This is a genomic window from Pseudomonas sp. LS2P72 (assembly GCF_054897865.1).
The window spans coordinates 3,199,274-3,225,834 of sequence record NZ_CM142708.1; the positions used below are offsets into that span (position 1 = coordinate 3,199,274).

Consider the following 26,561-nt stretch of genomic DNA (forward strand, 5'->3'; position numbering starts at 1 on the left):
CGGAAACCGGGCTCAGGACTGGACGATCAACGACGCCGGAACAGCGGCAGCGGTTCGTCGGTGGCGGCCTGATAGGTCACCGAGAAGTCCTTGAGTCCTTCAAGGGCTTCGTACGGGTCTTTATCGGCGCGGATCGCAAAGGCGTCGAAACCGCAGCGGTGCAGGTAGAACAGCTGGTCGCGCAGCACATCGCCAATTGCCCGCAATTCGCCCTTGAAACCATAACGGTCACGCAGCAGGCGCGCATTGGAGTAGTTGCGGCCGTCGGTGAAGGCCGGGAAGTTCAGGGCGATGACCTGGAAACTCGCCACGTCTTCACCAATCTCTTCGGCTTCTTCATCGGCATCCAGCCATACGCCCAAGCCGCCATCGCGGGCCTTGAGCATGCGGCTGTGTTCGCGCCACAGCTGCAACGGGACGATCAGGTCGTCACAGTTGCTGATCTCGTCGATGTTGAAGTCCTTGGGCAGCAAGTGCCAGGTTTCGTCGACGACTTCGTTGTTCTTAATTATTCGCTGCATAGACGCGCTCCTTGAAGAGGTCGATGCCAATACGCTGATAGGTGTCGATGAAACGCTCGTCTTCGGTACGTTGTTCGATGTACACGTCGATCAGCTTTTCGATCACGTCAGGCATGGCTTCCTGGGCGAAGGACGGGCCGAGAATTTTGCCCAGGCTGGCATCGCGACTGGCGCTACCGCCCAGGGACACCTGATAGAACTCTTCGCCTTTTTTGTCCACCCCGAGGATGCCGATGTGGCCGACGTGGTGGTGACCACAGGCGTTCATGCAGCCGGAGATGTTCAGGTCCAGTTCGCCGATATCGAACAGGTAATCCAGGTCTTCGAAGCGACGCTGGATCGACTCGGCGATCGGGATCGACTTGGCGTTGGCCAGGGAGCAGAAGTCGCCGCCCGGGCAGCAGATGATGTCGGTCAGCAAGCCGATGTTCGGCGTGGCGAAACCCTGCTCGCGCAACTCGCCCCACATCGCGAACAGTTGGGTCTGCTCAACGTCGGCCAGAATGATGTTCTGCTCGTGGGAGGTGCGCAGTTGGCCGAAGCTGTAACGATCGGCCAGATCGGCAACGGCATCGAGTTGCTTGTCGGTGATGTCGCCCGGTGCGACACCGGTCGGCTTCAGGGACAGGGTCACGGCCACATAACCCGGCTTTTTGTGAGCCAGGGTATTGCGGGTGCGCCAGCGTGCGAAGCCCGGGTGTTCTTTATCGAGATCGGCCAACGCCAGGGTCTGGTTGTCCAGGGCCTTGTACTCCGGATCAACGAAGTGTTTGGCGACGCGATGCACTTCGGCCTCGGTCAACGTGGTCTGGCCACCGCGAAGGTGCTCCATTTCCGCATCGACTTTTTGTGCGAAGACTTCAGGTGTCAGGGCCTTGACCAGGATCTTGATCCGCGCCTTGTACTTGTTGTCACGACGGCCGTAGCGGTTGTAGACCCGCAGGATGGCGTCGAGATAGCTCAACAGGTCTTGCCACGGCAGGAATTCATTGATGAACGCGCCCACCACCGGGGTACGGCCGAGACCGCCGCCCACCAGCACACGGAAGCCCAGCTCGCCAGCGGCGTTGTGCACCGGCTCAAGGCCGATGTCATGGACTTCGATGGCCGCACGGTCGGAAGTCGAACCGTTGATGGCGATCTTGAACTTGCGCGGCAAGTAAGCGAATTCAGGGTGGAACGTGGTCCATTGACGGACGATCTCGCACCACGGGCGCGGATCGATCAGCTCGTCGGCAGCGACACCGGCGAACTGGTCGGTGGTGACGTTGCGCAAGCAGTTGCCGCTGGTCTGGATCGCGTGCATTTGCACGGTCGCCAGTTCGGCAAGGATGTCCGGGATGTCTTCCAGCGCCGGCCAGTTGAACTGTACGTTCTGCCGGGTGCTGATGTGGGCATAGCCCTTGTCGAAATCACGGGCAATCCTGGCCATCATTCGCGTCTGGCGCGAAGTCAGTTGGCCGTAAGGCACCGCCACTCGCAACATCGGCGCGAAGCGCTGGATATAAAGGCCATTTTGCAGGCGCAGGGGGCGGAATTCTTCTTCGCTCAGCTCGCCTGCCAGATAGCGTCGGGTCTGATCACGGAACTGCTTGACGCGGTCCTCGATGATCCGCTGATCGTACTCGTCGTATACGTACATATAAGTCCTGTTCTCAGGCTTGGGCCGGTCGGATCCAGTGGCGTTTTTCGCTTGCTGAAGTTTCCGATACTGCCTCGGCAATTCTGCGCGCACGGCCGCGCACTCCCAACGGAGCCGGGGCAAGATACCAGTTTGCAGTTATGCGCAAAAGTGATGTTTGAGTATATGTAAAGAACCAAAACGACTAATGAAAGCCAATGAGGTAAAACCCACATTTGTGGTGCGGGCAATCATCGTCTTAACTGTGCTCGAGTCTTTATGCAATCACCGATAAAACCGACAAGAGGCGATGCAATGAGCAACCCTACCAAAACGTCAAAACCCGATAGCACGGTCGATGCTTGGGCCATTCTGTTCCTGATCATCCTGGTCGTGGGCACCGCGGTATTTTGGGTCAGCCATCAATAACCGACCCCGTCCGGGCCCCATTCCGACGATTGTCGGACAATAACCGGAGTAAACGCCGTTTTGCGGGTCTTCGCTGGCTATAATGCGCGGCGAATTGCCGGGGGGCTCGAACGATCAATGTTGAAGTTTTTCTACTCATTCCTGCTGATACTTGGTGCGATTTACGGCTCCGTTGCGCGCGCGGAATCGGTATTGTTCCTGAGCCCCGGAAAGACTGACGAAGCCTTCTGGATCAGCTATTCGCAATTCATGCAGGCGGCCGCCACGGATCTGGGCATTGATCTGCGAATCCTCTATTCCCGACGCATGCCGGAGCTCACGCTGGCGCAAGCGCGTCAGGCGCTGCAAGGCCCCAATCGTCCGGACTATCTGATGTTCGCCAACGAACAGTACGTCGCACCGCAGATTATTCGTCTGGCCCAGGGCAGCGGGGTGAAGCTGTTTATGGTCAACGCTTCGCTGACGGCCAATCAGCAGAGCCTGCTGGGGGATCGCTCTGATCAGTTGGGCAGTCTGGTGCCCAACGATGAGGAGGGTGGCTACCTGATGCTCAAGGAACTGATTCGCCAGCATCCGCCCGCGGCGCCCGGTCAGGTCATCGAGTTGCTGGCGTTTTCCGGCCTGAAGATCACCCCTTCGGCGCAACTGCGCGAGCAAGGCATGATGCGGGCCTTGGCCGAGCACCCTGAAGTGCGCTTGCGCCAACTGGTTTACAGCGGCTGGACCCGGGAACGGGCCTATGAACAGGCCAAACTGCTGCTGCGGCGTTACCCGAAGGTCTCGCTGGTGTGGTCAGCCAATGACGAAATGGCGTTTGGCGCCATGCAGGCGTATTCGGAGACGGGTGGGATACCCGGCAAGGATGCGTTGTTCAGCGCGGTCAACACCTCGCCGGCGGCGTTACAGGCGATGGTTGACGGACGCATCAGCGTGCTGTTGGGCGGGCACTTCACGTTGGGCGGCTGGGCGCTGGTGGAGTTGCATGATCTTGATCAGGGCGTGGATCTTGGCCATTACGGCGGCCGGGACCGGCAAATCCCGTTGCTGCAACTGATCGATAAGGCACAGGCCAGGCGATTGCTGGCCATGGGGGAATCACCGGATTACGGTGTGAACTTCCGTCGACTTTCAGCCAAGGGCCGGCCGACGTCGTATCGCTATCCGTTCAGCCTGCAAACCTTGATGCGCTAAACCCCGGCCAGATGCACCACCAGTTGCACGATGCCGTACAGCGTCAACGCGAACACGGCCGTGAACAAAATCCCCAGAATCACGAAATGACTGGGCTTGCCGTGAGTGAAGTCCCGCGCCCGGTTCTTCCCGCTCTGCACCCCGAACGCCGCCGCCATGACGCTGTGCAGCATCTGCCAGAAAGTGGGCGGCTTGTTGTCGGCTGGATCGTCCATAAACCCCTCGTCTCCCGTTTGAGTAAGACAAGCATAGCCAACCCGCGGAAAGAACATCCCCCCCGGCGCTACCCGGTATAAATATGTACCGCCCTGGACGACAAACCTGCTGATTGACTGGTGCTTCATTTGACAGCATCAGGTATTGCCACATGAGTGGAATCCCATCGGCCCAGGAAAAGGGCCTTCATAACCATTTCATCAAAAAAAAGCTGCATGATCGGATTCGCCACCTGACCCCGGCAAACATCCGGGCTCTGGATCGGGCGAGAACACCGGGAGGCCTGGCCGAGAATGCCATGCCGGACTGGTTTCAAAAGGCCTCCAGCGACCAACGACGCACTGTACGGGACGACCAGAAGCGCAGTCGAACCGCCAACGAAACCCTGGCAAAAACACTCGCCGGGCTCAAAGGGGTCACCGAATTCGCGCAACCGTTGCTCGAAGCGGCGTTGCAAAAAAAGTTCGGGTTGAAAGTTGATGTTGCGCAGACTTGGCTCTACGAGCCCTTTGCAGGCTCGCTGATCACTCACCAGACACTGCTGCAGTTGGCACTGCGCAATTTTGAAGAAGACCAGGTGTTTGATGAAGGTGAGGTCATTGCTGAACGAGGTGTACGGGCTGCCTATCTGGAAACTCAAGGAGGACCTTACGGTTGGGACTATCCGCAAAAGGGCCCTTCAACACGCTACAGGATCAAGAAGCTACCAATAAAGCCCGCCGATTTCGCCTCGCTATGCCGTGAACTGGATATCGGAAAGCGGTATCAGGAACACCTGACAGCGGTGTTTGACGCCGCAGACAGGGCAGCCATCGTGCGCACCCAAACGCTCGGCGCGTGGACGGACAGTCTGCGGGTGCATGCCCATATCGCCCACCTCAAATCGCTGATCACGCCATCGGCTTACAGCACATTGCTGGCCGTGCTCAACGGCGACAAATCGCCAACACTGGACGGTGAGCGCGTCACTTGCAGTCAGTTGCATGTGCTGGGGTCGCCTGTCAGTGAGTTGTTTGTCATTGGCGCAAGCCGGCGAAAAGGTAAAAAGGTCAACTTCAGCTGGAGCAATCCCGGTGTAAACCTGTTTGACGTACTGGGTTACCAGGACTCGCGGATCATCGTCTGTATTCCGGGTGATCCGGTGGCGCCGGTCATGGAATATGCCTCGCTCAAGTCCTTTGAAAATGACCTGAGCTACAGGCTGCGCGACGTGAATTACCAGCGCTCTTTCCTCAGGCTCATCCCCCACGGTGATGCGGGCAAGTTCCTCGGCAAGATCAAGTCTGCTCTGCAAACACTCAAATGGAACCCGGATTTTCCTTACCGTAAACAGACCCTCCTGGGGCACATAGACGGCATCTACGAACACGTTTACCGGGACGAGCCGACGCTTGATATCAGTGAAGAATTTTTTGACACACAGCTGTTCGACGAGCTGTACACGCGGCACCAGACGCGCCTCAAGGAGACTGCCGAGCAACTGGCGGTGCCAACGGCCAAGGTCGATCATGACGCGTGGTATGAGCGACTCGCACACTATGCCGAGTGGGGACTGAGCATACTCAACGTGGCGGCATTTTTTGTGCCTGGCCTCGGCGAGGTAATGATGGCCGTGATGGCTGTGCAACTGACCACAGATATTTATCACGGGGTTGAAGCGTGGAGCATCGGGGACACGGATCAGGCCTGGGGTTACTTGAAGTCAGTGGCCGTGAACGTGGCATTTATGGCGGCTGTAGGCGCGGTTATCAGTAAAGCGCCCGTGCTGTCCACACCCATCGTCGATGACCTGATCAAGGTCAAATTGCCGTTTGGCAGCGAACAATTGTGGCGGCCTGGCTTGACGCCTTACCTGAGCGACAGGGTCTTGCCGATAGGGTTCAAGCCCGACAAGCTTGGGCAGTATCAAGTGGGCGGCAAGAGCTATATCAGACTCGATGGTAACGTCTACGAAAAAACCTTCGACCCCACGCTGAACAAATGGCGCCTCAAGCACCCGACGGACCCGAACGCTTACTCCCCCGTTCTTGAACACAACGGTGAGGGCGCGTGGCGTCATCGCTTCGAGCGCCCGCTGGAGTGGGATCGTGCCACCTTGTTACGACGTCTTGGCCCGGTCACCGATGGTATTGACGCGGCGACGCTGGAGAAAATCACCGACATCAGCGGCGTTAACGACGACGCGTTGCGCAAGATCCATACGGATAACCTGCGCTTGCCATCAGCGTTATCCGACACGTTGCGGCAGTTTCAAATCGACCGTCAGCTCAATCAAATGATTGAACGAATTCGTCTCGATCAACCGGTGCCGGACAGCCGCTACAACGCGATCTTGCCGCAAGTGATCAATATGCCGCGTTGGCCGCAGGGGCGGGTGATCGATGTGTTCGACAATGCAAGCCTGAGCAGTGCTTCGTCCCGCTACGGTGAGGCGTCGACATCCGTGAAGCCGAGCATCAGGATTTCCCGTGAGGAGGTGTCAGCCGGGAAATTGCCCGAACGAGTGCTTGAGGCACTGGATGAGGAAGAAATCGTTCGCTTGCTGGGAGGTGAAGGTGCGCGGGTCAAGGCAGAGCGTGAAACGGTTTTTCGACAACAGCTTGGCGACCACCTTTCGGACAACAAAACCTCATTGTTCGACACACTCAGCCAGGACTCCAAGGCAACAACGCGTGAAATTAAGGCGCTGCAACGTACTTTCCCCAGTCTGTCGACGGACGCGGCGCAAGAAGTTCTGGCCAGTGCCACCGCCAAGGAACGGCTGCACATCAAACAAACCGGCCGACTCCCCACCAGTCTGTTGCTCAAGGGACGTGCGCGCGCCCGGGTGACTCGGCTGAACAAGGCCCTGGCCGGATTGCAGCTGGAGAGTATGGCGTCATCCGACAGCCGGCGCCTGGCGCTGCACAGCCTTGAGAAACTCCCGGGCTGGCCGAAAAATTTGCGCCTGGAAGTTCGCCATGGCGACTGCGGTGGAAAACTGCTCGACAGCATCGGTAGCGAGACGGCCGAGCAAGTCAAATACCTGGTCAAGGACGGCTATCAACATCATCAAGTGAACCAGTTTCAGGCGTTCGACCAGCAAAAAAACTCGTTGAACAGCGTGCCGAAAGAAGGCGACAACTTTTTCTCTTCGGTCATGCATACGTTGCCGGACGACGTCCGCACTCAGTTGGGCGTGCCTCAAGTGGCGCAGAGTGCCAGGTTACAAAAGACATTGACCACCTATGCCATGGGCCTCCGTGATCAGATGATGGAAACCCTCGTGCCCAACGCCAGCACGCCACGATTCCGTCCACCGGTGCGACTGGCCGACGGCAGGGTCGGCTACCCATTGAGTGGGCGAGGTGCCGGAGCAATGGTGAATCCCTCGTTGGTCTCCAGGTTGCGCGATGTCTATCCGATCTTCTCCGATGAGTTGGCGGAATTGATGGTCATCAGGCTTGCGCGTGATGGCATGACCGAAACGCAGATTGCCCATTTTCTGAACATGCGGGGCCGGGAATACGAGGCACTGACGACGCAGCTCGAACAATGGGTAACCAGCGGCGGCCAGAATACTGTCCGCCATCAAGTCGCACGCAACATTCAATACGCCTGGCAGCAGAGGGGTATTTACGATGGCGATGCCAGTGTTTTTCTGGATGTGCATGCTGCTGACAGCCTGCCGGAACTGGCCGGCAATTTTCCTCACGTAAGTCGTCTGAGCATGAGCGTTGGTGGAGTATTGAGTCAGACACCGGAAGCCTTTATGCGCCAATTCCCCAATGCCCGGTCGCTGAAGGTGGGGATCCAGGATGGCGTCGATAGGGTTCAACTGGCCGAGAGGCTAAAGGCTCAGCCGAGTATTCGTGAGCTGGAGATGGCAGGGCCGCTGGGTCCGGAGTTCACCGAAACTGCCCAATCGGTGATAGACGCGATGCCACAACTGCAACGATTGGACGTGATCGGCATGGCGGGCGAGCTGGATGTCAGTCGCCTGACTCAACTGCATTCGTTGAGTGTGTACGGAACGACAGAGGTCTGGCCGAAGGGCGCTCTGCAATTACCGCAGCTCAGGTCGCTGGATCTCGCTCACTCAAGCGTCAAGACACTTCCCTCTGAATGGCTATCCGGTCATGAATTACTGTGGCCTGGCATGAAACTCAACTGGGCCAGGCTGAGCACTGAGGACTTCGTGAAGGCATACGAGTATGTGCACGACAATCCTGCGCATTTGCTGGATACCGGGCAAATGCTCGATCGTTATTGCCAAGGCACGCTACACAACGCCCTGGAGACAAGCGACGAACTTGCGAAGATTGCCCTTGGGCGAATGAAAGCTGAGGGGTTGGCGGGGCGGGCGTTGCTGGCCCGGATCAATGCACTGCGCCAGGATGGACAGGCACTGCGACAGCAACTGGAGGCGTGGCAGCAGCGAACAGCAAGAGCCAATGGCCGGCAAATCAACATTCGGGAACGAGAATCCGTTGCCCGGCGAATCCGTGAGTGTTGGCGTGATGGTCTGCGTAAACGCTATGGCGGTACGGAGGAGGCACAGTCTTCGCAACCTCAGGCCGGACCTTCAACAGTGCGGCCATGGCCTGTCATGCCGCGACAAATCATTTCATCGAATCTTGATTTGTCCGGCTGGGCGCTGGGCGATCTGCCTGAACTGCCAGCGTTGTCAGCCACCAATTTTGCCCATGTGCAAACTCTGAAAATGTCGGGTGTGGTTGTCTCGTCCGAAGATTTCAGTCGTTTTTTGAGCGGCTTTACCGACCTTCGCCAGTTGGATCTGAGTGGCAATCAATTGCAGGATCTTCCGGCGGAATTGGGCAACCTCGGAAAACTCATTGATCTGGAACTGAGCCGAAATCACCTGACAGTTACCTCGAGTCTGCAACAACGCTTGAACCGGTTGACTGCCCTTGAAAGCCTGGACTTGCGCTATAACCGGCTCGATTCGCTGGATGTCAGTGCCATGACCCGCTTGAAGACCCTGCGTGTGGGTCATACCGCCATTAAAGACTGGCCAAAAGGCGCGTTGGACTTGTCCGGCCTCGGCAAGCTCGAGTTGAACAACAGCGCGATCACGACGATTCCCGAGGCTGCCCTGACCGGCCATGACGCTCTAAGGATCGATATGACTGGCTGTCGGTTGACGGCCAAGGCGCGCGCCGATTTGCTGGCGAGTACTTCTTCCGATCAGCCCATGGGTATTTCCAGAGCCTTCTTGCAGGCGGGCATCACCCTGGGTGAACCCGAGTATTTTCCGGTTCTGGTCGCGCAAAATCCGGACTTGTTACTGCCCCTGCCCGTTGTACCTGGCAATGACCTGACACGCTTGACCCCGCAAGCCCGTTTGCGAAGGCTTGACCCGGATCTGCCAGGCGCCGAGGTGATACAGATGATTGATGAAATGACGTTACGCCATGGCGGCGCTGGCCCCCTGTATGAGCAATTGGCCAAATGGGACAGCCAACATCAGGCATTGACGAAGACCCTGAACACATGGATCGAAACCCAACCACAGCGAATGGGGGAATCCTCTCCTCCTGTGTGGATTGCAGCCACCGAGCGTCGTCAGGCGGCTGACCGGATAATGGCGTGCTGGAGGCAGAACCTCCGCGGGGTGCAGGCCGTGGAGAATGCATCGGGAGGTTACATCCTCGATCTGTCCGATAACCCCTTGGGCAAGCTCCCGGCTCTACCCGCCGACTTCGCTCATGTTGGTGCGTTGAACCTGAACAACGTGTATCTGAGAGAAGAGGGGCTAAGCGATTTTCTCGGCGCGTTTACTCATGTTCATACCCTGGCGCTGAATGCCAACGCGTTGTATGCCTTGCCAGAGTCCGTGATTTCACTGAACAGCCTCAAGCGACTTTCGGCAGTCAACAACCGTTTTACCAATGCGCCTCAGCTCCAGCGTCAGCTTGCAGGATTGAGCAACCTGGAGTCTTTGAATCTGGCGGAAAACTGGCTTGAGTCGCTGGATGTCAGCCCTCTTGCCCGTTTGCAGGCCCTCGATCTGAGTGGCAATCGCCTGGTCATCTGGCCGCAGGGAACGCTTCAGCTGCCCTCGCTCAGCGCACTGGATTTGCGCGACAACATGATCGAGTCAATCCCGCCGATCCTGATGGCCGATGGGTACAGGGTATTGCGGGCGGGCACGAGTCTGGCCAGCAACGATCTGGATGGCGCGAGCCTGCTAATGCTGCGTAATCAGGTGCGGGAGGGCGAGCAGATAGTGGGATGGACGTTAGAAGAGATTGACGAGGCGTTGGAGCGGATTGATAGCAGCAGCCATAGCGACAGCTTTAACGATAGCGATGACTCGATCGCAAGTGACGTAGAAGTGGATATGGATGAGGTGACAGGTACCGACGCCCGTGAGCGATGGATCGCTCCGTCAGCAGCCGACTCAGAGGAATTGATACGGATATGGAATGACTTCGAGCAAGCGCAAAACAATCACTTCTTCTTCAATCTGCTGATGAAAATGGAAGGTACGACAGACTTCCTGACGGGACGTTCTGATCTTGTGCGGCGGGTCCATACCGTACTGAGGGTGGCCGATAGCGACGCTGGTCTGAGGGATACGATATTCGAAATGGCGAGGTCTGGCGCAACCTGCGTTGATGGTCAAATCCTGTTGTTCAGCGATATAGAAGTGAAGGCTTTCGAATTTGAGACTGCGAAGTCAGTTTCCCCGGGCCAACAAGGCAACGTCTTGTTCAGACTTGGCAGGAGCTTGTTTCGCCTTGGGAAAGTCGAGGAAATCGCTAACCGCGACATTGTCCAGCGACAGGCAAGCCGCCGTTCAATTGATCCGGCGGAAGTGCGGTTGGCCTATCGTATCGGCCTTGCCGAGCGACTTGAGTTACCAGGGCAACCAAGAGGCATGCGCTACAGCGGCAACGTTTCGTCTGCCATGCTGGATGCGGCCCATGCTGAAGTGATCGCGGCAGAACAATCATCGGCATTTATGGATGATTTGGTCGGCCGCGAGTACTGGAGCGACTATTTGAAGGGCAAATACCCTGAACGGTTCGCCCAGGTGCGGGAGGGTTTTGCAGGCAGAGAGCATGATGTAGACGAGGCGTATCCAAATTACGGCGAAGGCGCGCAGGAGCAGTACAAAACCGCCATGCGGGCGATAGAGGCAGACCTTCTCTTCGAGCAAGGAAAGTTGGTGCGCGAATTGTCTGAAAAAGAACGGACGCTGGTGGGGCTGTAACGTTTAGCTGCAGCTTTCACAAGAACCCCGGGAGTCGCACCAGTCGACTCCCGGGACCATCATCAGTTGTCGTAACCCAGGTTCGGCGCCAGCCACCGCTCGGTCACGCTCAACTCCTGACCCTTACGCGACGTGTAGCTCTGCACCTGATCCTTGTCGATCTTGCCCACGGCAAAATACTGCGCCTGCGGGTGAGCGAAGTACCAACCACTGACCGCTGCCGCCGGGAACATCGCGTAGTGCTCGGTAAGGAACACGCCGCAGCGGCCGGCTTTCATTTCCGAGGCCTCAGGGTCCAGCAACTTGAACAGCGTGGATTTCTCGGTGTGATCCGGGCAGGCCGGGTAGCCCGGGGCAGGGCGGATACCGGTGTATTGCTCTTTGATCAGCGCCTCGTTGTCGAGCGTCTCGTCCTTGGCATAACCCCAGTAGTCTTTACGGACCTGCTGGTGCAGCCACTCGGCGCAAGCCTCGGCCAGGCGGTCGGCCAGTGCCTTGACCATGATCGAGTTGTAGTCGTCGCCGGCATCCTGATAGGCCTTGGCCACTTCTTCGGCGCCGATCCCAGCGGTGGTGATGAAACCACCCACGTAGTCGGTCACTTCGCTGTCCTTCGGTGCAACGAAGTCAGCCAGGGAGAAGTTCGGTTTACCGTCGGTCTTGATGATCTGCTGACGCAGGTGATGCAGCTTGGCAATCGGCTTGCCGTCATCGCCATAGACTTCGATGTCGTCGTCACGCATTTGGTTGGCCGGCCAGAAGCCGAACACCGCGCGGGCGCTGATGAGTTTTTCGTCGATCAGCTTGGCGAGCATTTCCTGGGCATCGGCGAACAGCGCAGTGGCGGCTTCACCGACCACTTCGTCCTGCAGAATCCGCGGGTACTTGCCGGCCAGGTCCCAGGAGATAAAGAACGGCGTCCAGTCGATGTATTCGGCCAGGACTTTCAGGTCGATGTTGTCCAGCACTTTGGCGCCGGTGAACGTCGGTTTGACCGGCGCGTAAGTGCTCCAGTCGAACTGCGGTTTCTTGGCGATGGCGACCGGGTAACTCAGGCGCTCGGTACGGGCGCTACGGTTGGCGGTGCGCTCGCGGACGTCGATGTATTCCAGGCGGGTCTTCTCGACGAACGCCGGTTTCAATTCCTTGGACAGCAACTGCGTCGCCACGCCTACGGCGCGGGAGGCGTCGGTGACGTAGATCACTGCGTCGTTGCTGTATTTCGGCTCGATCTTCACCGCCGTGTGCGCTTTCGAGGTGGTCGCGCCACCGATCATCAGTGGCAGATGGAAGTCCTGACGCTGCATCTCGCGGGCCACGTGGACCATTTCATCCAGCGACGGCGTAATCAGGCCGGACAAGCCGATGATGTCGCACTTCTGCTCCTTGGCCACTTGCAGGATTTTTTCGGCCGGCACCATCACGCCGAGGTCGACGATGTCGTAGCCGTTACAGCCCAACACCACGCCGACGATGTTCTTGCCGATGTCGTGCACGTCGCCTTTTACCGTGGCCATGAGGATTTTGCCCTTGGCTTCCGGTTTGTCGCCTTTTTCCAGTTCGATGAACGGGATCAAGTGGGCCACGGCCTGCTTCATCACGCGGGCGGATTTCACCACCTGCGGCAGGAACATTTTGCCCGCGCCGAACAGGTCGCCGACGATGTTCATGCCCGACATCAACGGGCCTTCAATGACTTCGATCGGGCGAGCGAACGACTGTCGGGATTCTTCAGTGTCTTCAACAATGTGCGTGGTGATGCCTTTGACCAGCGCATGCTCCAGACGCTTGTTGACGTCCCAGCCGCGCCATTCTTCGGTCTCGGCTTCCTTGACGCTGCCATCGCCCTTGTACTTGTCGGCAATGGCGAGGAGGGCGTCGGTGCCTTCCGGTGTGCGGTTGAGCACTACGTCTTCCACGGCGTCACGCAGCTCGGCCGGGATCTGGTCGTAGATCTCCAGCTGGCCGGCGTTGACGATACCCATGGTCAGGCCGTTGCGGATCGCATACAGCAGGAACACTGAGTGAATCGCCTCGCGCACCGGGTTGTTGCCGCGGAACGAGAACGACACGTTGGACACGCCACCGGAGGTCAGCGCGTACGGCAGTTCGTCGCGGATGTAGGCACAGGCATTGATGAAGTCCACAGCGTAGTTGTTGTGTTCTTCGATGCCGGTGGCGATGGCGAAGATGTTCGGGTCGAAGATGATGTCTTCCGGCGGGAAGCCGACTTCGTTGACCAGAATGTCGTAGGAGCGCTTGCAGATTTCTTTCTTGCGCGCTTCGGTGTCGGCCTGGCCGGCTTCGTCGAAGGCCATCACCACCACGGCGGCGCCGTAGCGCTTGCACAGTTTGGCGTGATGAATGAACTGCTCGACGCCTTCTTTCATGCTGATCGAGTTGACGATGCCTTTGCCCTGGATGCACTTGAGGCCGGCTTCGATCACTTCCCACTTGGAGGAGTCGATCATGATCGGTACGCGGGAGATGTCCGGTTCACCGGCAATCAGATTGAGGAAGGTCACCATGGCCTTCTTCGAATCGAGCATCCCTTCGTCCATGTTGATGTCGATCACCTGGGCGCCGGCTTCAACCTGCTGCAGGGCGACTTCCAGGGCTTCGGTGTAGTTGTCTTCACGGATCAGGCGGGCGAACTTGGCTGAACCGGTGATGTTGGTCCGCTCGCCGACGTTGATGAACAACGAGTTGCGATCGATGGTGAACGGTTCCAGGCCCGACAGGCGGCAGGCCTTTGGAATGTCCGGGATTTCACGCGGTGCATAACCGGCCACGGCGTTGGCGATGGCCTCGATGTGGCCCGGGGTAGTGCCGCAGCAACCGCCGACGATGTTGAGGAAGCCGCTTTGGGCGAACTCTTCGATGACCTTGGCGGTTTCCGACGGCAGTTCGTCGTACTCGCCGAATTCGTTCGGCAGGCCGGCGTTAGGGTGCGCGGAAACGTAGGTGCTGGCCTTGTTCGACAGCTCTTCCAGGTAGGGGCGCAATTCGCTGGCGCCGAGGGCGCAGTTCAAACCGACCGAGATTGGCTTGGCGTGGGCCACGGAGTTCCAGAACGCTTCGGTGGTCTGGCCGGAGAGCGTACGACCGGAGGCATCGGTGATGGTGCCGGAGATCATGATCGGCAACTCGACGCCGAGTTCTTCGTACACACCTTGCACCGCGAAGATCGCCGCTTTGGCGTTCAGGGTGTCGAAGATGGTTTCGATCAGGATCAGGTCGGCGCCGCCTTCGATCAGGCCTTTCGTGGCCTCGGTGTAGTTTTCCACCAGTTCATCAAAGGTCACGTTGCGATAGCCGGGGTTGTTCACATCAGGCGACAGCGAGCAGGTGCGGCTGGTAGGGCCGAGCACGCCGGCAACGAAGCGCGGCTTGTCCGGGGTTTCCAGGGTCTTGGCGTCTGCAACCTTGCGCGCCAGGCGTGCGCCTTCTACGTTTAGCTCGTACGCCAGGCCTTGCATGCCGTAGTCAGCCTGGGACACCTGGGTGGCATTGAAGGTGTTGGTTTCCAGAATGTCCGCGCCGGCATCCAGGTAGGCTTTTTCGATGGCGCCAATCACGTCCGGGCGCGTCAGGATCAACAGGTCGTTGTTGCCCTTGACGTCACTTGGCCAGTCGGCGAAGCGTTTGCCACGGTAATCCTGCTCCTCGAGCTTGTAGCTCTGGATCATCGTGCCCATGCCGCCATCGAGAATCAGGATGCGCTCTTTGAGGGCGTGCTTGAGAGCTTGAAGGCGAACACTGCGATCGGACATTTGGACTACTCGGAAGACCATGACGAAGGGGCGGGATAATAACAAACCTGTGCGGTTTTAGAGCATGTCCCGGTTTTGCATGAATATCGCTCATGTTGGAGCGGGGTGCAGACCGGTAGAATCGCGGCGATTTTTCATGATCGGGACCAGGGATATGTCTTTTCGCGTCATCAGCATGGTTTTGCTGTTTTTAAGCTGGGGCGCCGCCGCGCAGGATCCGGCCATTCCTTCTGCCATTTCCTACAGCCGCGACATTCAACCGATCTTCACCGAAAAGTGTGTGGCCTGCCATGCCTGCTATGACTCCGCCTGTCAGCTCAATCTGGGCAGTGGCGAAGGGGCTGCTCGTGGCGCGACCAAGGTCCCGGTCTACGTTGGCGATCGCCGCCAGGCTGCCGCGCCGACCCGGCTGTTTTATGACGCCTTCGGCCAACGCGCCTGGCAGCAAAAGGACTTCTATTCGGTGCTCGACGCACAGGGCAGTCAGGCCACATTGATGGCGCGGATGCTCGAGTTGGGCCACAACACCCCGTTGCAACCCAATGCCAGGTTGCCGGAGGACATCGTCCTTGGTCTGAACCGGGAAAACACATGCGCCATGCCGGCCGAGTTTGACGGCTACGCCAGATCACATCCCAAAGAAGGCATGCCGCTGGCGGTCACCGGCCTGACCGACCAGCAGTACCAGACGCTGCAACGCTGGCTGGCGTCCGGCGCGCCGATTGACGAGCAAGGTCTTGTGCCGAGCGCCAAAGAAGCGTTGCAGGTGGTGCAGTGGGAAAACCTGCTCAACGCACCGGGCGCACGGCAAAGTCTGGTGGGGCGATGGTTGTTCGAGCATTGGTTTCTCGCTCATCTCTATTTCAAGGAAGGCGAGCCGGGGCATTTCTTTCAGTGGGTGCGTTCGCGCACGCCGACCGGCCAGCCTATCGATCTGATCAATACCCGCCGCCCGAATGACGATCCGGGTACGCAGGTGTATTACCGCTTGTGGCCGGTGCAAGGCGTGATTGTGCAAAAGACCCACATCACCTACCCGTTGAGCGCGGCGAAGATGGCACGGATCAAAAGCCTCTTCTATAACGGCAACTGGCAGGTCGACGCCTTGCCAGGCTACGGGGCGGAGCGTCGGGCCAATCCGTTCACCACGTTCGAGGCGATCCCGGCCCAGGCGCGTTATCAGTTCATGCTCGATAACGCCGAATACTTCGTCCGTACGTTTATTCGTGGCCCGGTGTGCCGCGGCCAGATCGCCACCGACGTGATCCGCGATAACTTCTGGGCACTGTTCCAGGCGCCGGAGCACGACCTCTACATCATCGATCCGAATTACCGCGGTCAGGTCACGCCGTTGCTGGCGATGCCAGGGCAGAACGACGATGTCGGCAGCGTCCTGAGCCTGTGGCATGACTACCGCGACAAGCGTAACGAGTACGAGGCGCTGCGCCGTGACAGTTACGCCGATACGCCGGCGCCGAGCTGGTCGACCTTATGGGCTGGCAACGATAACGCCTTGCTGTCGATCTTCCGGCATTTCGACAGTGCCTCGGTGAACAAAGGCCTGATCGGTGACGTGCCGCAAACGATGTGGCTGTTCGACTTCCCGCTGCTGGAGCGCACCTATTATCAGTTGGCAGTCAATTTCGACGTGTTCGGCAACGTCTCCCATCAGGCGCAAACCCGGCTGTACTTCGACCTGATCCGCAACGGCGCCGAGCAGAATTTCCTGCGCCTGATGCCGGCCGATTCACGCGACGATTATCTCGACGACTGGTACCAGAGTGGCGGCAAATTCAAGATGTGGCTGGACTACGAGGCCATCGACAACGACAAAGAGACAGCACTGGTACTGGACGAAAAGGACCCGAAACGCGATTTCGCCCTGCAGTTGCTGGCCCGTTACGGCGACCTCAACGCCAAGCCGGATCCGATCAACCGTTGTGACGGCGCTTATTGCTCGCGGCCGAACATCGACCCGGCCTTGCAGAGCGCCGAGCAAGCGTTGAGTCGCCTGACTTCGCGCCCGGCGGCCGGGCTGAAGGTTATCGATCAGTTGCCGGAAGCGACCCTGCTGCGCATCGAAACCGCGAGCGGCAAGCGTGAGGTTTACAGCCTGCTGCGCAACCGCGCTCACAGCAACGTCGCGTTCCTGCTCGGTGAATCCCGGCGGTATCAGCCAGGGCTCGACACAGTGACTATTTACCCGGGCGTACTCACCAGCTATCCGAACTTCATGTTCAACATTCCGGCCGAGCAAGTGCCTGAGTTCGTGAACGAGATGGAAAACGCCAAGGACGCCAATCGCTTCGAAAAAATCGTCGAGCGCTGGGGCATTCGCCGCAGCCATCCGCAGTTCTGGTTCTACTTCCATGACCTGAGCCGGTATGTCCACGAGACCGAACCGGTGGAAGAGGGCGTGCTGGACATGAACCGCTATGAGAATCTTTGAGTCCGACCGCTTCCTCCTGTAGGAGTGAGCCTGCTCGCGATAGCATCCTTACAGTCAGCATCGATTTTGCTGAACTGACGCCATCGCGAGCAGGCTCACTCCTACAGGGGATCTCCGTTTCTTTCCCGAGAAAAATACTAGGACTTTGTGCGGCGCGATGATTGGCGTAAACTGCGCCCAAGCCTGCGAGGAGTTTCCATGACCGCTATTACCATTACCGACGCCGCCCACGATTATCTGGCTGATCTGCTCTCCAAGCAGAACACCCCAGGCATCGGCATCCGCGTCTTTATCACCCAGCCTGGCACCCAGTACGCCGAAACCTGCATTGCTTATTGCAAGCCGGGCGAAGAAAAACCTGAAGACACGGCGCTGGGGCTCAAAAGCTTCACCGCCTACATCGACTCGTTCAGCGAAGCGTTCCTGGACGATGCGGTAGTCGACTACGCCACCGACCGCATGGGCGGGCAGCTCACCATCAAGGCGCCAAACGCCAAAGTACCGATGGTCAGCGCCGACAGCCCGGTCAACGAGCGTATCAACTATTACCTGCAAACCGAGATCAACCCGGGGCTGGCCAGCCACGGCGGTCAGGTCAGCCTGATTGATGTGGTCGAAGACGGCATCGCCGTGCTGAAGTTCGGCGGCGGTTGCCAGGGTTGCGGCCAGGCGGACGTCACCCTTCGCGAAGGCATCGAGCGCACCTTGCTCGAGCGCATTCCCGAGCTCAAGGGCGTTCGTGACGTCACCGACCACACGCAGAAAGAAAACGCCTACTACTGAGTAAGGTGTTCGCTGCAGACATAAAAAAACGGCGCCCCGTGAGCGCCGTTTTTTTATGGGTGAAATTCAATGGCCCCATCGTCGGAACGCCGCCCGGAGCAGGCTCGCTCCCACAGTTGATCGCATTCTAATGTGGGAGCGACGGTGCGACGATTCGACCTGCTCGCGAAGGGGATTTATGGGCGATAGAGATGCGCATGCCCCGCGCGATACAGCGACGACTCACTGAAGTGATCACTGCCCAACACTCGACCCACCAAAATCAACGCCGTGCGCCGAAATCCCTTGGCTTCAACCTTCGCGGCAATGTCTTCAAGCGTCCCCACTACCCAGTCCTGATCCGGCCAGGTCGCCCGGTGAATCACCGCGATCGGGCAGTTCGCGCCGTAATGCGGCAGCAATTCGGCCAGGATCTTCTCCAGATGATTGACCCCCAGGTGAATCGCCATGGTCGCCCCGTGCTGCGCCAGGCTGCCGAGCTCTTCGCCGGCGGGCATCGCGGTTTTGTCGGCATAGCGGGTCAGGATCACGCTTTGCGACACGTCGGGTAACGTCAGTTCCGCGCCCAAAAGCGCCGCGCAGGCCGCCGTGGCCGTGACGCCGGGAATGATTTCAAACGGGATGTCGAGTTCGCGCAGGTAGCGAATCTGCTCGCCAATTGCTCCGTAAAGACTCGGGTCGCCCGAGTGAACCCGGGCCACGTCCTGACCCTTGGTATGGGCGGATTTGATCAGCTCGATGATCTGTTCCAAGTGCAGTTCGGCGCTGTTGACCACCTGTTCGGCGCGATGGCCTTCCAGCACGGAGGCGGGCACCAGGGAGCCGGCATAGATGATCACCGGGCAGCTGCGAATCAGCCGTTGGCCTTTGACGGTGATCAGTTCCGGGTCGCCGGGACCTGCGCCAATGAAGTAGACGGTCATCGTCGGTTCCTGTGAGAAAAAGGGGCTGGGCAAGGCTTCAGATGAAGATTGCTCATGATCGAAGGCGAGGATTATTGGGGATTTTAGGCGGCGCCGGCCAATGCCAAGGTGGCCTGGGCATATTTTTGTCGTGAAATCAGCAATTTTGCCGGTGCCTGGGTCAGGTGTTCGGCCAGGGCCAGGGCGGCACTTTCCGCGACGCCGTAGCAGCCGGTGCGTTCGAACGCGATGTCCGAGCGGTGGCTGAGTTGCGGTTGATAGCCGGCCAGTTGTTCGCTGCTGAAATACTGCAATGGTAATGCAAGCTGTTCGGCCAACTCGATCAAGCCAGGTTCTTCGCGCTTCAGGTCGATGCTGGCCAGCGCCTTGATCTGGTGAAGTTCGATTTTATGAGCCTGTAACGCCTGATCGAGCAGCGCCCGCAGCGTGCTGACAGGGCAGCCGCGCTGGCAGCCCAGGCCGACCACTAACGTCGGCGCTGTGCTGATCTCAGTCATGCGTGGTATTGACCATCGCTTTTGCGACGGAACAACCAGGCACTGATCAGGCCCAGGGCCAGCCAGAACGCCACGTTGGTCAACTGCGAAGCGATTTTGAACTGAGTTTCCAGGGCTTGCGGAGCCAGCATCGAGTGGACTTCCGGTTGTGGTGCGCCGATCACGTGAGGAACGGCCAGGATTGCCACACCGAGCACTTTCATCAGCCAGTGACGGCTGAACACGATCAATGCGATGCCGACCGCGGTGGAGGCAGCCGTGCCGATCCACCAGATCTGCCGTTGCGCCAAATCAGCCGCGGCGGTGCCCGGCAGCTCAGGTGGCAGACCGAGGGTCGGTGCCAGCACGAACGTCGCGTAGCCGGCCAGGCCCCAAAGCAGGCCTTGGGAGGTTTTGGTCGGTGCGCGCAAGGTATAGAGGCCGGCCAGCATCAGGGCGAAACCAACCGCTACCACCAGGTTGCCGCCGGTAGTGGACAGCACACGCTGCCAGCCGTCTTCCGGTTCCCAGGCTTGCGCATCGTGGGTGTGAGCGGCGACAGCACCTGCGGCGTGTTCGTGAACTTCAACAGCGGCCGGCTCGGATTTTTCGAACGTCTCGGCCTGCAGAATCAGTGGCGCCACCCAGAAGCTTTGCAGCAGGGTCAGCAACAGGGCGGCCAGAAGCCCGGTGAACCCTGCGGTTTGCGCAATACGCTTGATCATGTCAGCAGGTCTCAATGGCACGGGAATGCAGCGCTGTGGCGGGTATCGTGAGCGGCGTTGTGCACCGCTTCGATGTGCGAGAAACCGGCGAAATACACAAGGCTGGCACCCAGGATCGACGCGCACAGGGCGACGGTCAGGCGTTGAGTCAGGGTATTGGTGGTGCTGGCGGTGCTTTTATCGGTGTTGCTGCCGGTGCTGCTGATGATCGACATGGCGCTTCCCTCTGGTCTGTCAGCGGGTGATTCAGGGCGCATGGAAGACCCCTGCGGGTCGGGCACGCAGAGGTTCAAACAGCGCCCGCCCACCGCGGGTTTGTTATTCAGTGATCGTAATGGTCACTTTGTGTTGCGGGCCGGTCTCCGGGCTCACGAGGGGCAGTGGCTTTCGCCTTGACCTGCAAGCATCACCTTCCCATGCCGAACTGCTGGCACAGTGGATCTGACGCTTCGCTCGCTTACCGTTGCGGGGGCAGCACCGGACTGACATGACTTTAGAGTAAAGCACATGATTCACCGGTTTCCCGTTTCACCCTGTGAAGGGCACCCGTAACAAGGCGTGTAGGAGAGCATGGGCGGGGGTTGGGCGTCAATTGGCAAGGGTTCTCAACTCGATACCTCAGTGCCTCAATCGCGGGCAAGCCTTGCTCCTACAGGACGGTGGCGCTCCTGTAGGAGCAAGGCTTGCCCGCGATAGCGTCCTGAGGGTCGGCACAAGACATTGACCCGCCCCCACACCATGCGTAGCCTTGCGCTTTCGAGGTTCTTCGGCGTCTGCCGAAGCTAAGAAGGGAACGCGGTCGATGCCGCGGCTGCCCCCGCAACTGTGAACGGTGATGTTCGCTGCCACGCCACTGCAAACCCTGTGCAACGGGTTCGCGGGAAGGCGCAGTGAATGCCAGGCCCACAAGCCCGGCACACCGTCAGCCAGGAGACCTGCCTCGACACAGATTCTCACTACAACCGGGCGGGGTGATCCGGTGGCGAACTCTTCCGCGCGCGCATCCGTCGCAGCGATTGTCGTCCCGTATGCCCGCCACCTTGCCAAAGGGCATCCGATGAAAACACTGGCCAAACTCCCCGTCACCATCGTTACCGGCTTCCTCGGCTCGGGCAAAACCACCTTGCTGCGGCACATGCTCGACAACGCTCAGGGCCGCCGCATTGCGGTGATCGTCAACGAGTTCGGCGAACTGGGCATCGACGGCGAAATCCTCAAGCAGTGCTCCATCGGTTGCACTGAAGAAGAAGCCAACGGCCGCGTCTACGAACTGGCCAACGGCTGCCTGTGCTGCACCGTTCAGGAAGAGTTCTTCCCGGTGATGCGCGAATTGGTCGCCCGTCGCGGCGACCTCGACCACATCCTCATCGAAACCTCGGGCCTGGCCCTGCCAAAACCGTTGGTGCAAGCCTTCCAGTGGCCAGAAATCCGCAGCGCCTGCACCGTTGATGCGGTGATCACCGTGGTCGACAGCCCAGCGGTCGCCGCCGGGACCTTCGCGGCTTTCCCGGACCAGGTCGATGCCCAGCGCAAACTCGACCCGAACCTGGACCACGAATCGCCGCTGCACGAGCTGTTCGCCGACCAACTGGCCAGCGCCGATCTGGTGATCCTCAACAAGGCCGACCTGATCAGCCCTGAAGACCTGGCCCGTGTACGTCTGGAGGTCGCTGAAGAACTGCCGCCAGCGGTGAAAGTCATCGAAGCCAGCAGCGGTCGCGTGCCACTGGACGTGCTGATCGGCCTCGGCGCCGGCTCCGAAGAACACATCGACAGCCGTCACAGCCATCACGATCACCACCATGAAGGTGAAGACGGCCATCACGATGAGCATGACCACGATGCCTTCGACTCCATCTCCATCGAACTGCCGCAAGCCGACGAAAGCCTGTTGCTGGACGCGCTGACCCAACTGGTGGTCCAGCACGGCATCCTGCGCGTCAAAGGTTTTGCGGCGATCCCGAACAAACCGATGCGCCTGCTGATCCAGGGCGTGGGCACACGTTTCGACAAGCACTTCGACCGTCAGTGGGGCGCCGACGAAGCGCGCACCACGCGTCTGGTGTTGATCGGTCAGGCGCTGGACGCCACGTTGCTTGAAGCGCAATTGCGCGCTGCGCTCAGCGTTTAAGCCATGCACCTGCTCAGGACCCAGCCCGGCGGTTTCGTTTCGGATGACAACATTGCCGACCTTGGACAAACCCCCGCCGAGCTGGTGATCCTGTGCAGCGGCGACTCCAGCCTGGCGCTGCTTGCCGAAGCGGCGCAGCAGTTGCCCGACGATTACCCGAGCGTGCGCCTGGCCAACCCGATGCAGGTGCAGAATCACGCCTCGGTTGATCTGTATGTCGACGAAGTGCTGCGCCACGCCAAGGTGATTCTGATTTCGCTGCACGGCGGTATCGCCTATTGGCGTTATGGCGTCGAGCAACTGGTGCAACTGTCGGAACGCGGTGTACAGCTGATTCTGGTGCCCGGCGATGACCGCCCGGACCCTGAACTCAGCGAGCTAAGCACGGTGGGCGCGGTAGACCGCGACCGGCTCTGGCAGTTTCTGCGTCAGGGCGGCATGAGCAATGCTCTGGATTTTTTCCGCTGCCTCGCCAATCGCTGGCTGGATCGCGACTACGCCTGGGCTGAGCCGCAAACCCTGCCGCGCACGGCGATTTACCATCCTCAAAAAAGCCCCGCTGAACTGAAGGATTGGCAGGCCGGCTGGCAGGCCGATCAGCCGGTGGCGGCGGTGCTGTTCTACCGCTCGCACTTGCAGGCGGCCAACACAGGCTTCATTGATGTTTTCTGCCAGCGGTTGCAGGCGGCGGGGTTGAACCCGTTGCCAATTGCAGTGGCCAGTTTGAAAGAACCCGGCTGCCTGACGGTGGTCGAGGACCTGTTGGACGAAGTCGAAGCTGGGGTGATTCTCAACACCACCGGTTTCGCTCAATCCAGCCCCGAAGCGCCGCACTTGCGACCGTTTCGCCGCAACATCCCGGTGATCCAGGCGATTTGCGCCCAGGACAACGAACCCGGTTGGCGCGCCAGCGAACAAGGCCTCGGTCCACGTGATCTGGCGATGCACATCGCGCTGCCGGAACTGGACGGGCGGATCATCAGCCGACCGATCAGCTTCAAAGACCTGGCCTGGCGCAGCGAGCGCAGCCAATCCGATGTGGTCTGCTATCGGCCACAACCGGAGCGCATGGATTTTGTCGCCGAACTGGCGCGACGCTGGATCGATCTGGCGCGAGTGCCCAACGCTGAAAAACGCATCGCCCTGATCCTCGCCAACTACCCGACCCGCGACGGGCGCATCGGCAACGGCGTTGGCCTCGACACCCCCGCGGCGGCGCTGAACATCCTTCGAGCGCTGCATAAAGAAGGTTATCCGCTGCCGGTCGAGCTGCCTGATAGCGGCACCGCGTTGATCCAGCAGTTACTTGGCGGCGTCAGCAACGACCTCGACACTCTCGACCAACGTCCGTGTCATCAAAGTCTGTCTATGGACGACTACCTGCTGATGTTCAACGCCTTGCCCGAGTCCAATCGGCAGGCCGTGCTGGAACGTTGGGGCTCGCCCGAAAGCGATCCGATGTGCCGTGGTGGGCGAATGATGATCGCCGGGCTGCGCTTTGGCCTGACCTTCGTCGGCATTCAACCGGCGCGCGGATATCAGGTGGACCCGAGCGCGGTGTATCACGACCCGGACCTGGTGCCGCCTCACGGTTACTTGGCGTTCTATTTCTGGTTGCGTAATACCTACGGCGCCCACGGCGTGATCCACGTCGGCAAGCACGGCAACCTCGAATGGCTCCCGGGTAAAGGCGTAGGGCTGTCGGAGCATTGCTGGCCGGATGCGCTGCTTGGGCCGTTGCCGAACATCTATCCATTCATCGTCAACGATCCGGGCGAGGGCGCCCAGGCCAAGCGCCGTACGCAGGCGGTGATCATCGATCACCTGATGCCGCCGCTGACCCGCGCCGAAACCTACGGCCCGTTGCGCAACCTCGAATTACTCGCCGACGAGTATTACGAAGCGCAATTGCTTGATCCGCGCCGCGCCCGGGAATTGCAGCGCGACATCCTGCAACTGGTGCGCGAAACGCACATCGACCGCGAACTGCATCTTGACGAAAAACTCGACAGCGATGCCGATGCGGCGATCTGGTTGCCGCGTCTGGACACCTATTTGTGCGACTTGAAAGAATCGCAGATTCGCGACGGCCTGCACATCTTTGGCGAGTCGCCGACCGGGCGTTTGCGCATTGATACCTTGCTGGCGTTGTTGCGCATTCCACGTGGCGATGGACGGGGAGCCCAATCGAGTCTGCTGCGGGCCTTGGCCAAGGCGTTCACGTTGGGCTTCGATCCGCTGGATTGTGCGTTGGCCGAACCCTGGACCGGGCCGCGTCCGATTGAACTGCAATCCCTTATCGATGAAGTCTGGCGCACAGCAGGTGATACCCGCGAACGCCTGGAACTGTTCGCTGCCCAACTGATCTCAAACTCATTAGCCACCCCCGAACCCTGTGGGAGCGGGCTTTTGTGGCGAGGGGATTTATCCCCGTTGGGTCGCGAAGCGGCCCCGGAAAATGGGACTGCTGCGCAGTCCAACGGGGATAAATCCCCTCACCACAAAAGCCCGCTCCCACAGGAGGCAGGTTGGTCCGAAGTGCATGCCATCATCGACAGCCTGCGCGAAGTCGTCGCCCCACGCCTGGACGCCTGCGGCCCGGCGGAAATGCGCGGTCTGCTTGACGCCCTCAGCGGTCGCTTCGTGCCCGCCGGCCCCAGCGGTGCGCCGAGTCGCGGTCGACTCGACGTGCTGCCGACCGGGCGCAACTTCTACTCGGTGGACGTGCGTAACCTGCCGACCACCACCGCGTGGCGCATCGGTTTCCAGTCGGCCACTCTGATTCTTGAACGACACCTGCAAGATCACGGCGATCACCTGCGCCAGCTCGGCCTGTCGGTGTGGGGCACCGCGACCATGCGCACCGGCGGCGACGACATCGCCCAGGCCATGGCGCTGATGGGCGTGCGCCCCGTCTGGGCCACGGGCAGTCAGCGGGTCGACGACTTCGAGATTCTGCCGCTGAGTCTGCTGGACCGTCCGCGCGTGGACGTGACGTTGCGCGTTTCCGGATTCTTCCGCGATGCCTTTGCCAATCTGATCCGTCTGTTCGACGCCGCCGTGCAAGCGGTCGCCGCCCTCGACGAGCCGGACGACCTCAACCCCTTGGCCGCCAAAGTGCGTGCCGAGCGCGAAGCATTGATGCAGTCGGGGCTGGATGAGGACACGGCCAAGCGTCAGGCCGGTTGGCGCATCTTTGGTGCCAAACCCGGTGCTTACGGCGCGGGCGTGCAGGGCGCCATCGACGGTCGTCTGTGGCAAAGCCGTGACGACCTGGCCGAGGTTTATCTGAACTGGGGCGGCTACGCTTACGGCGGTTCCGACGAAGGCACCGCAGCGCGAGAGCAGTTCGCTCAGCGCTTGAGCCAAGTGCAAGCCGTGCTGCAAAACCAGGACAACCGTGAACACGACTTGCTCGACTCCAACGACTATTACCAGTTCCAGGGTGGCATGCTCGCGGCCGTGGAAAGCCTCAGTGGTGAAGCCGCGGCCAGTTACCATGGCGATCACAGTCAGCCGGACCTGCCGAAGATCCGCACGTTGAAGGAAGAGCTGAACCGGGTGATTCGCTCCCGCGCGGCCAATCCTAAGTGGATCGACGGCGTGAAGCGCCACGGCTATAAAGGCGCGTTTGAACTGGCGGCGACGGTTGATAATCTGTTTGCCTTCGACGCTACAACGCAGTTGATCGACGACCACCAGTACGCGTTACTGGCGGATGCGTATTTGCTGGATCCGGCGACCCGGGATTTTGTTCGTGAGCATAATCCGCATGCGTTGCGCGACATGACCGAGCGAATGCTGGAAGCGCAGCAGCGGGGGATGTGGAAGGAGCCGGGTGAGTATCGGGAGGCGCTGGAGAATTTGTTGTTGGATATTGAGGAGGAGGGGTGAGCTCAGGCTTACTCGATTCGACCGTTAAAACCACCCCTCATCGGAACGCCGCCCGCCCATCCCTCTCCCCACGGGGGAGAGGGGGAAAGGGAGCCGATCTCCATCGCTTCCAAAACTTGAGTTCAACTTGAAGGCCCAGGTCGCAGAATTTCGTTTAAACAACCCGATCAGTCCCCTCGCCCCTTTGGGGAGAGGGTTAGGGTGAGGGGC

The 26,561-nt window shown here is 59.6% G+C and carries 14 protein-coding genes and 2 riboswitches; of the genes, 6 read left to right on the forward strand and 8 right to left on the reverse strand.

From position 1 onward, the window contains the following. Positions 1 to 26 precede the first annotated feature (26 nt). Both ACYZUA_RS14780 and ACYZUA_RS14785 read right to left on the reverse strand, forming a co-directional pair. On the reverse strand, positions 27 to 521 hold the full coding sequence (locus ACYZUA_RS14780; protein ID WP_461959432.1) for a DUF934 domain-containing protein: 495 nt from the start codon (positions 519 to 521) through the stop codon (positions 27 to 29). After that, positions 505 to 2,163: a nitrite/sulfite reductase gene (locus ACYZUA_RS14785; protein ID WP_461959433.1), complete on the reverse strand. Its 1,659-nt coding sequence runs from the start codon at positions 2,161 to 2,163 to the stop codon at positions 505 to 507. The genes ACYZUA_RS14780 and ACYZUA_RS14785 overlap by 17 nt, the downstream gene beginning before the upstream one ends. 525 nt (positions 2,164 to 2,688) lie before the next feature. Between ACYZUA_RS14785 and ACYZUA_RS14790 the strand changes: the two genes are divergently transcribed. Continuing rightward, positions 2,689 to 3,762 (forward strand): ABC transporter substrate-binding protein, encoded by a 1,074-nt coding sequence (locus ACYZUA_RS14790; RefSeq protein WP_461959434.1) that lies wholly within the window; start codon positions 2,689 to 2,691, stop codon positions 3,760 to 3,762. On the opposite strand, the gene ACYZUA_RS14795 is transcribed toward ACYZUA_RS14790, so the two are convergent. Then, complete coding sequence (locus ACYZUA_RS14795) at positions 3,759 to 3,977, reverse strand: DUF2970 domain-containing protein (RefSeq protein WP_008154959.1); 219 nt, start codon at positions 3,975 to 3,977, stop codon at positions 3,759 to 3,761. The two genes, ACYZUA_RS14790 and ACYZUA_RS14795, sit on opposite strands and share 4 nt — an antisense overlap. A gap of 152 nt (positions 3,978 to 4,129) precedes the next feature. Between ACYZUA_RS14795 and ACYZUA_RS14800 the strand changes: the two genes are divergently transcribed. After that, positions 4,130 to 11,197 (forward strand): NEL-type E3 ubiquitin ligase domain-containing protein, encoded by a 7,068-nt coding sequence (locus ACYZUA_RS14800; RefSeq protein WP_461959435.1) that lies wholly within the window; start codon positions 4,130 to 4,132, stop codon positions 11,195 to 11,197. 62 nt (positions 11,198 to 11,259) lie between these two features. Here the strand turns inward: ACYZUA_RS14800 and metH are convergent, their stop codons facing one another. Continuing rightward, positions 11,260 to 14,970 carry a methionine synthase gene (gene metH / locus ACYZUA_RS14805; RefSeq protein ID WP_461959436.1) on the reverse strand — a complete coding sequence of 1,237 codons (3,711 nt, stop codon included), beginning with the start codon at positions 14,968 to 14,970 and terminating at the stop codon, positions 11,260 to 11,262. A 154-nt stretch (positions 14,971 to 15,124) separates the two neighbouring features. On the opposite strand from metH, the gene ACYZUA_RS14810 reads away from it, so the two are divergent. Beyond that, entirely contained in the window at positions 15,125 to 17,419 is a 2,295-nt protein-coding gene (locus ACYZUA_RS14810) for a fatty acid cis/trans isomerase (RefSeq protein WP_461959437.1), read from the forward strand. A gap of 198 nt (positions 17,420 to 17,617) precedes the next feature. Next, a complete protein-coding gene (gene nfuA, locus ACYZUA_RS14815; RefSeq protein ID WP_008150988.1) occupies positions 17,618 to 18,202 on the forward strand; it encodes a Fe-S biogenesis protein NfuA in 585 nt (194 codons plus the stop codon). Positions 18,203 to 18,378: 176 nt separating this feature from the next. Here the strand turns inward: nfuA and cobM are convergent, their stop codons facing one another. The 4 genes from cobM to ACYZUA_RS14835 all read right to left on the reverse strand — a co-directional run bounded on the left by cobM (position 18,379) and on the right by ACYZUA_RS14835 (position 20,541). Next, positions 18,379 to 19,125 carry a precorrin-4 C(11)-methyltransferase gene (gene cobM / locus ACYZUA_RS14820; protein ID WP_461959438.1) on the reverse strand — a complete coding sequence of 249 codons (747 nt, stop codon included), beginning with the start codon at positions 19,123 to 19,125 and terminating at the stop codon, positions 18,379 to 18,381. Between the two features lie 83 nt (positions 19,126 to 19,208). Then, positions 19,209 to 19,622 (reverse strand): cobalamin biosynthesis protein, encoded by a 414-nt coding sequence (locus tag ACYZUA_RS14825; protein ID WP_461959439.1) that lies wholly within the window; start codon positions 19,620 to 19,622, stop codon positions 19,209 to 19,211. Then, positions 19,619 to 20,326 carry a CbtA family protein gene (locus ACYZUA_RS14830; RefSeq protein ID WP_461959440.1) on the reverse strand — a complete coding sequence of 236 codons (708 nt, stop codon included), beginning with the start codon at positions 20,324 to 20,326 and terminating at the stop codon, positions 19,619 to 19,621. The genes ACYZUA_RS14825 and ACYZUA_RS14830 overlap by 4 nt, the downstream gene beginning before the upstream one ends. Before the next feature lie 11 nt (positions 20,327 to 20,337). Next, positions 20,338 to 20,541, reverse strand: coding sequence for a CbtB domain-containing protein (locus ACYZUA_RS14835; RefSeq protein ID WP_461959441.1), 204 nt, complete (start codon positions 20,539 to 20,541; stop codon positions 20,338 to 20,340). A 121-nt stretch (positions 20,542 to 20,662) separates the two neighbouring features. Then, positions 20,663 to 20,891, reverse strand: a riboswitch (cobalamin riboswitch). A gap of 177 nt (positions 20,892 to 21,068) precedes the next feature. Next, positions 21,069 to 21,283, forward strand: a riboswitch (cobalamin riboswitch). Positions 21,284 to 21,383: 100 nt separating this feature from the next. Between ACYZUA_RS14835 and cobW the strand changes: the two genes are divergently transcribed. After that, entirely contained in the window at positions 21,384 to 22,457 is a 1,074-nt protein-coding gene (gene cobW, locus ACYZUA_RS14840; RefSeq protein ID WP_076030766.1) for a cobalamin biosynthesis protein CobW, read from the forward strand. 3 nt (positions 22,458 to 22,460) lie between these two features. After that, positions 22,461 to 26,351 (forward strand): cobaltochelatase subunit CobN, encoded by a 3,891-nt coding sequence (gene cobN / locus ACYZUA_RS14845; protein ID WP_461959442.1) that lies wholly within the window; start codon positions 22,461 to 22,463, stop codon positions 26,349 to 26,351. Positions 26,352 to 26,561 lie beyond the last annotated feature (210 nt).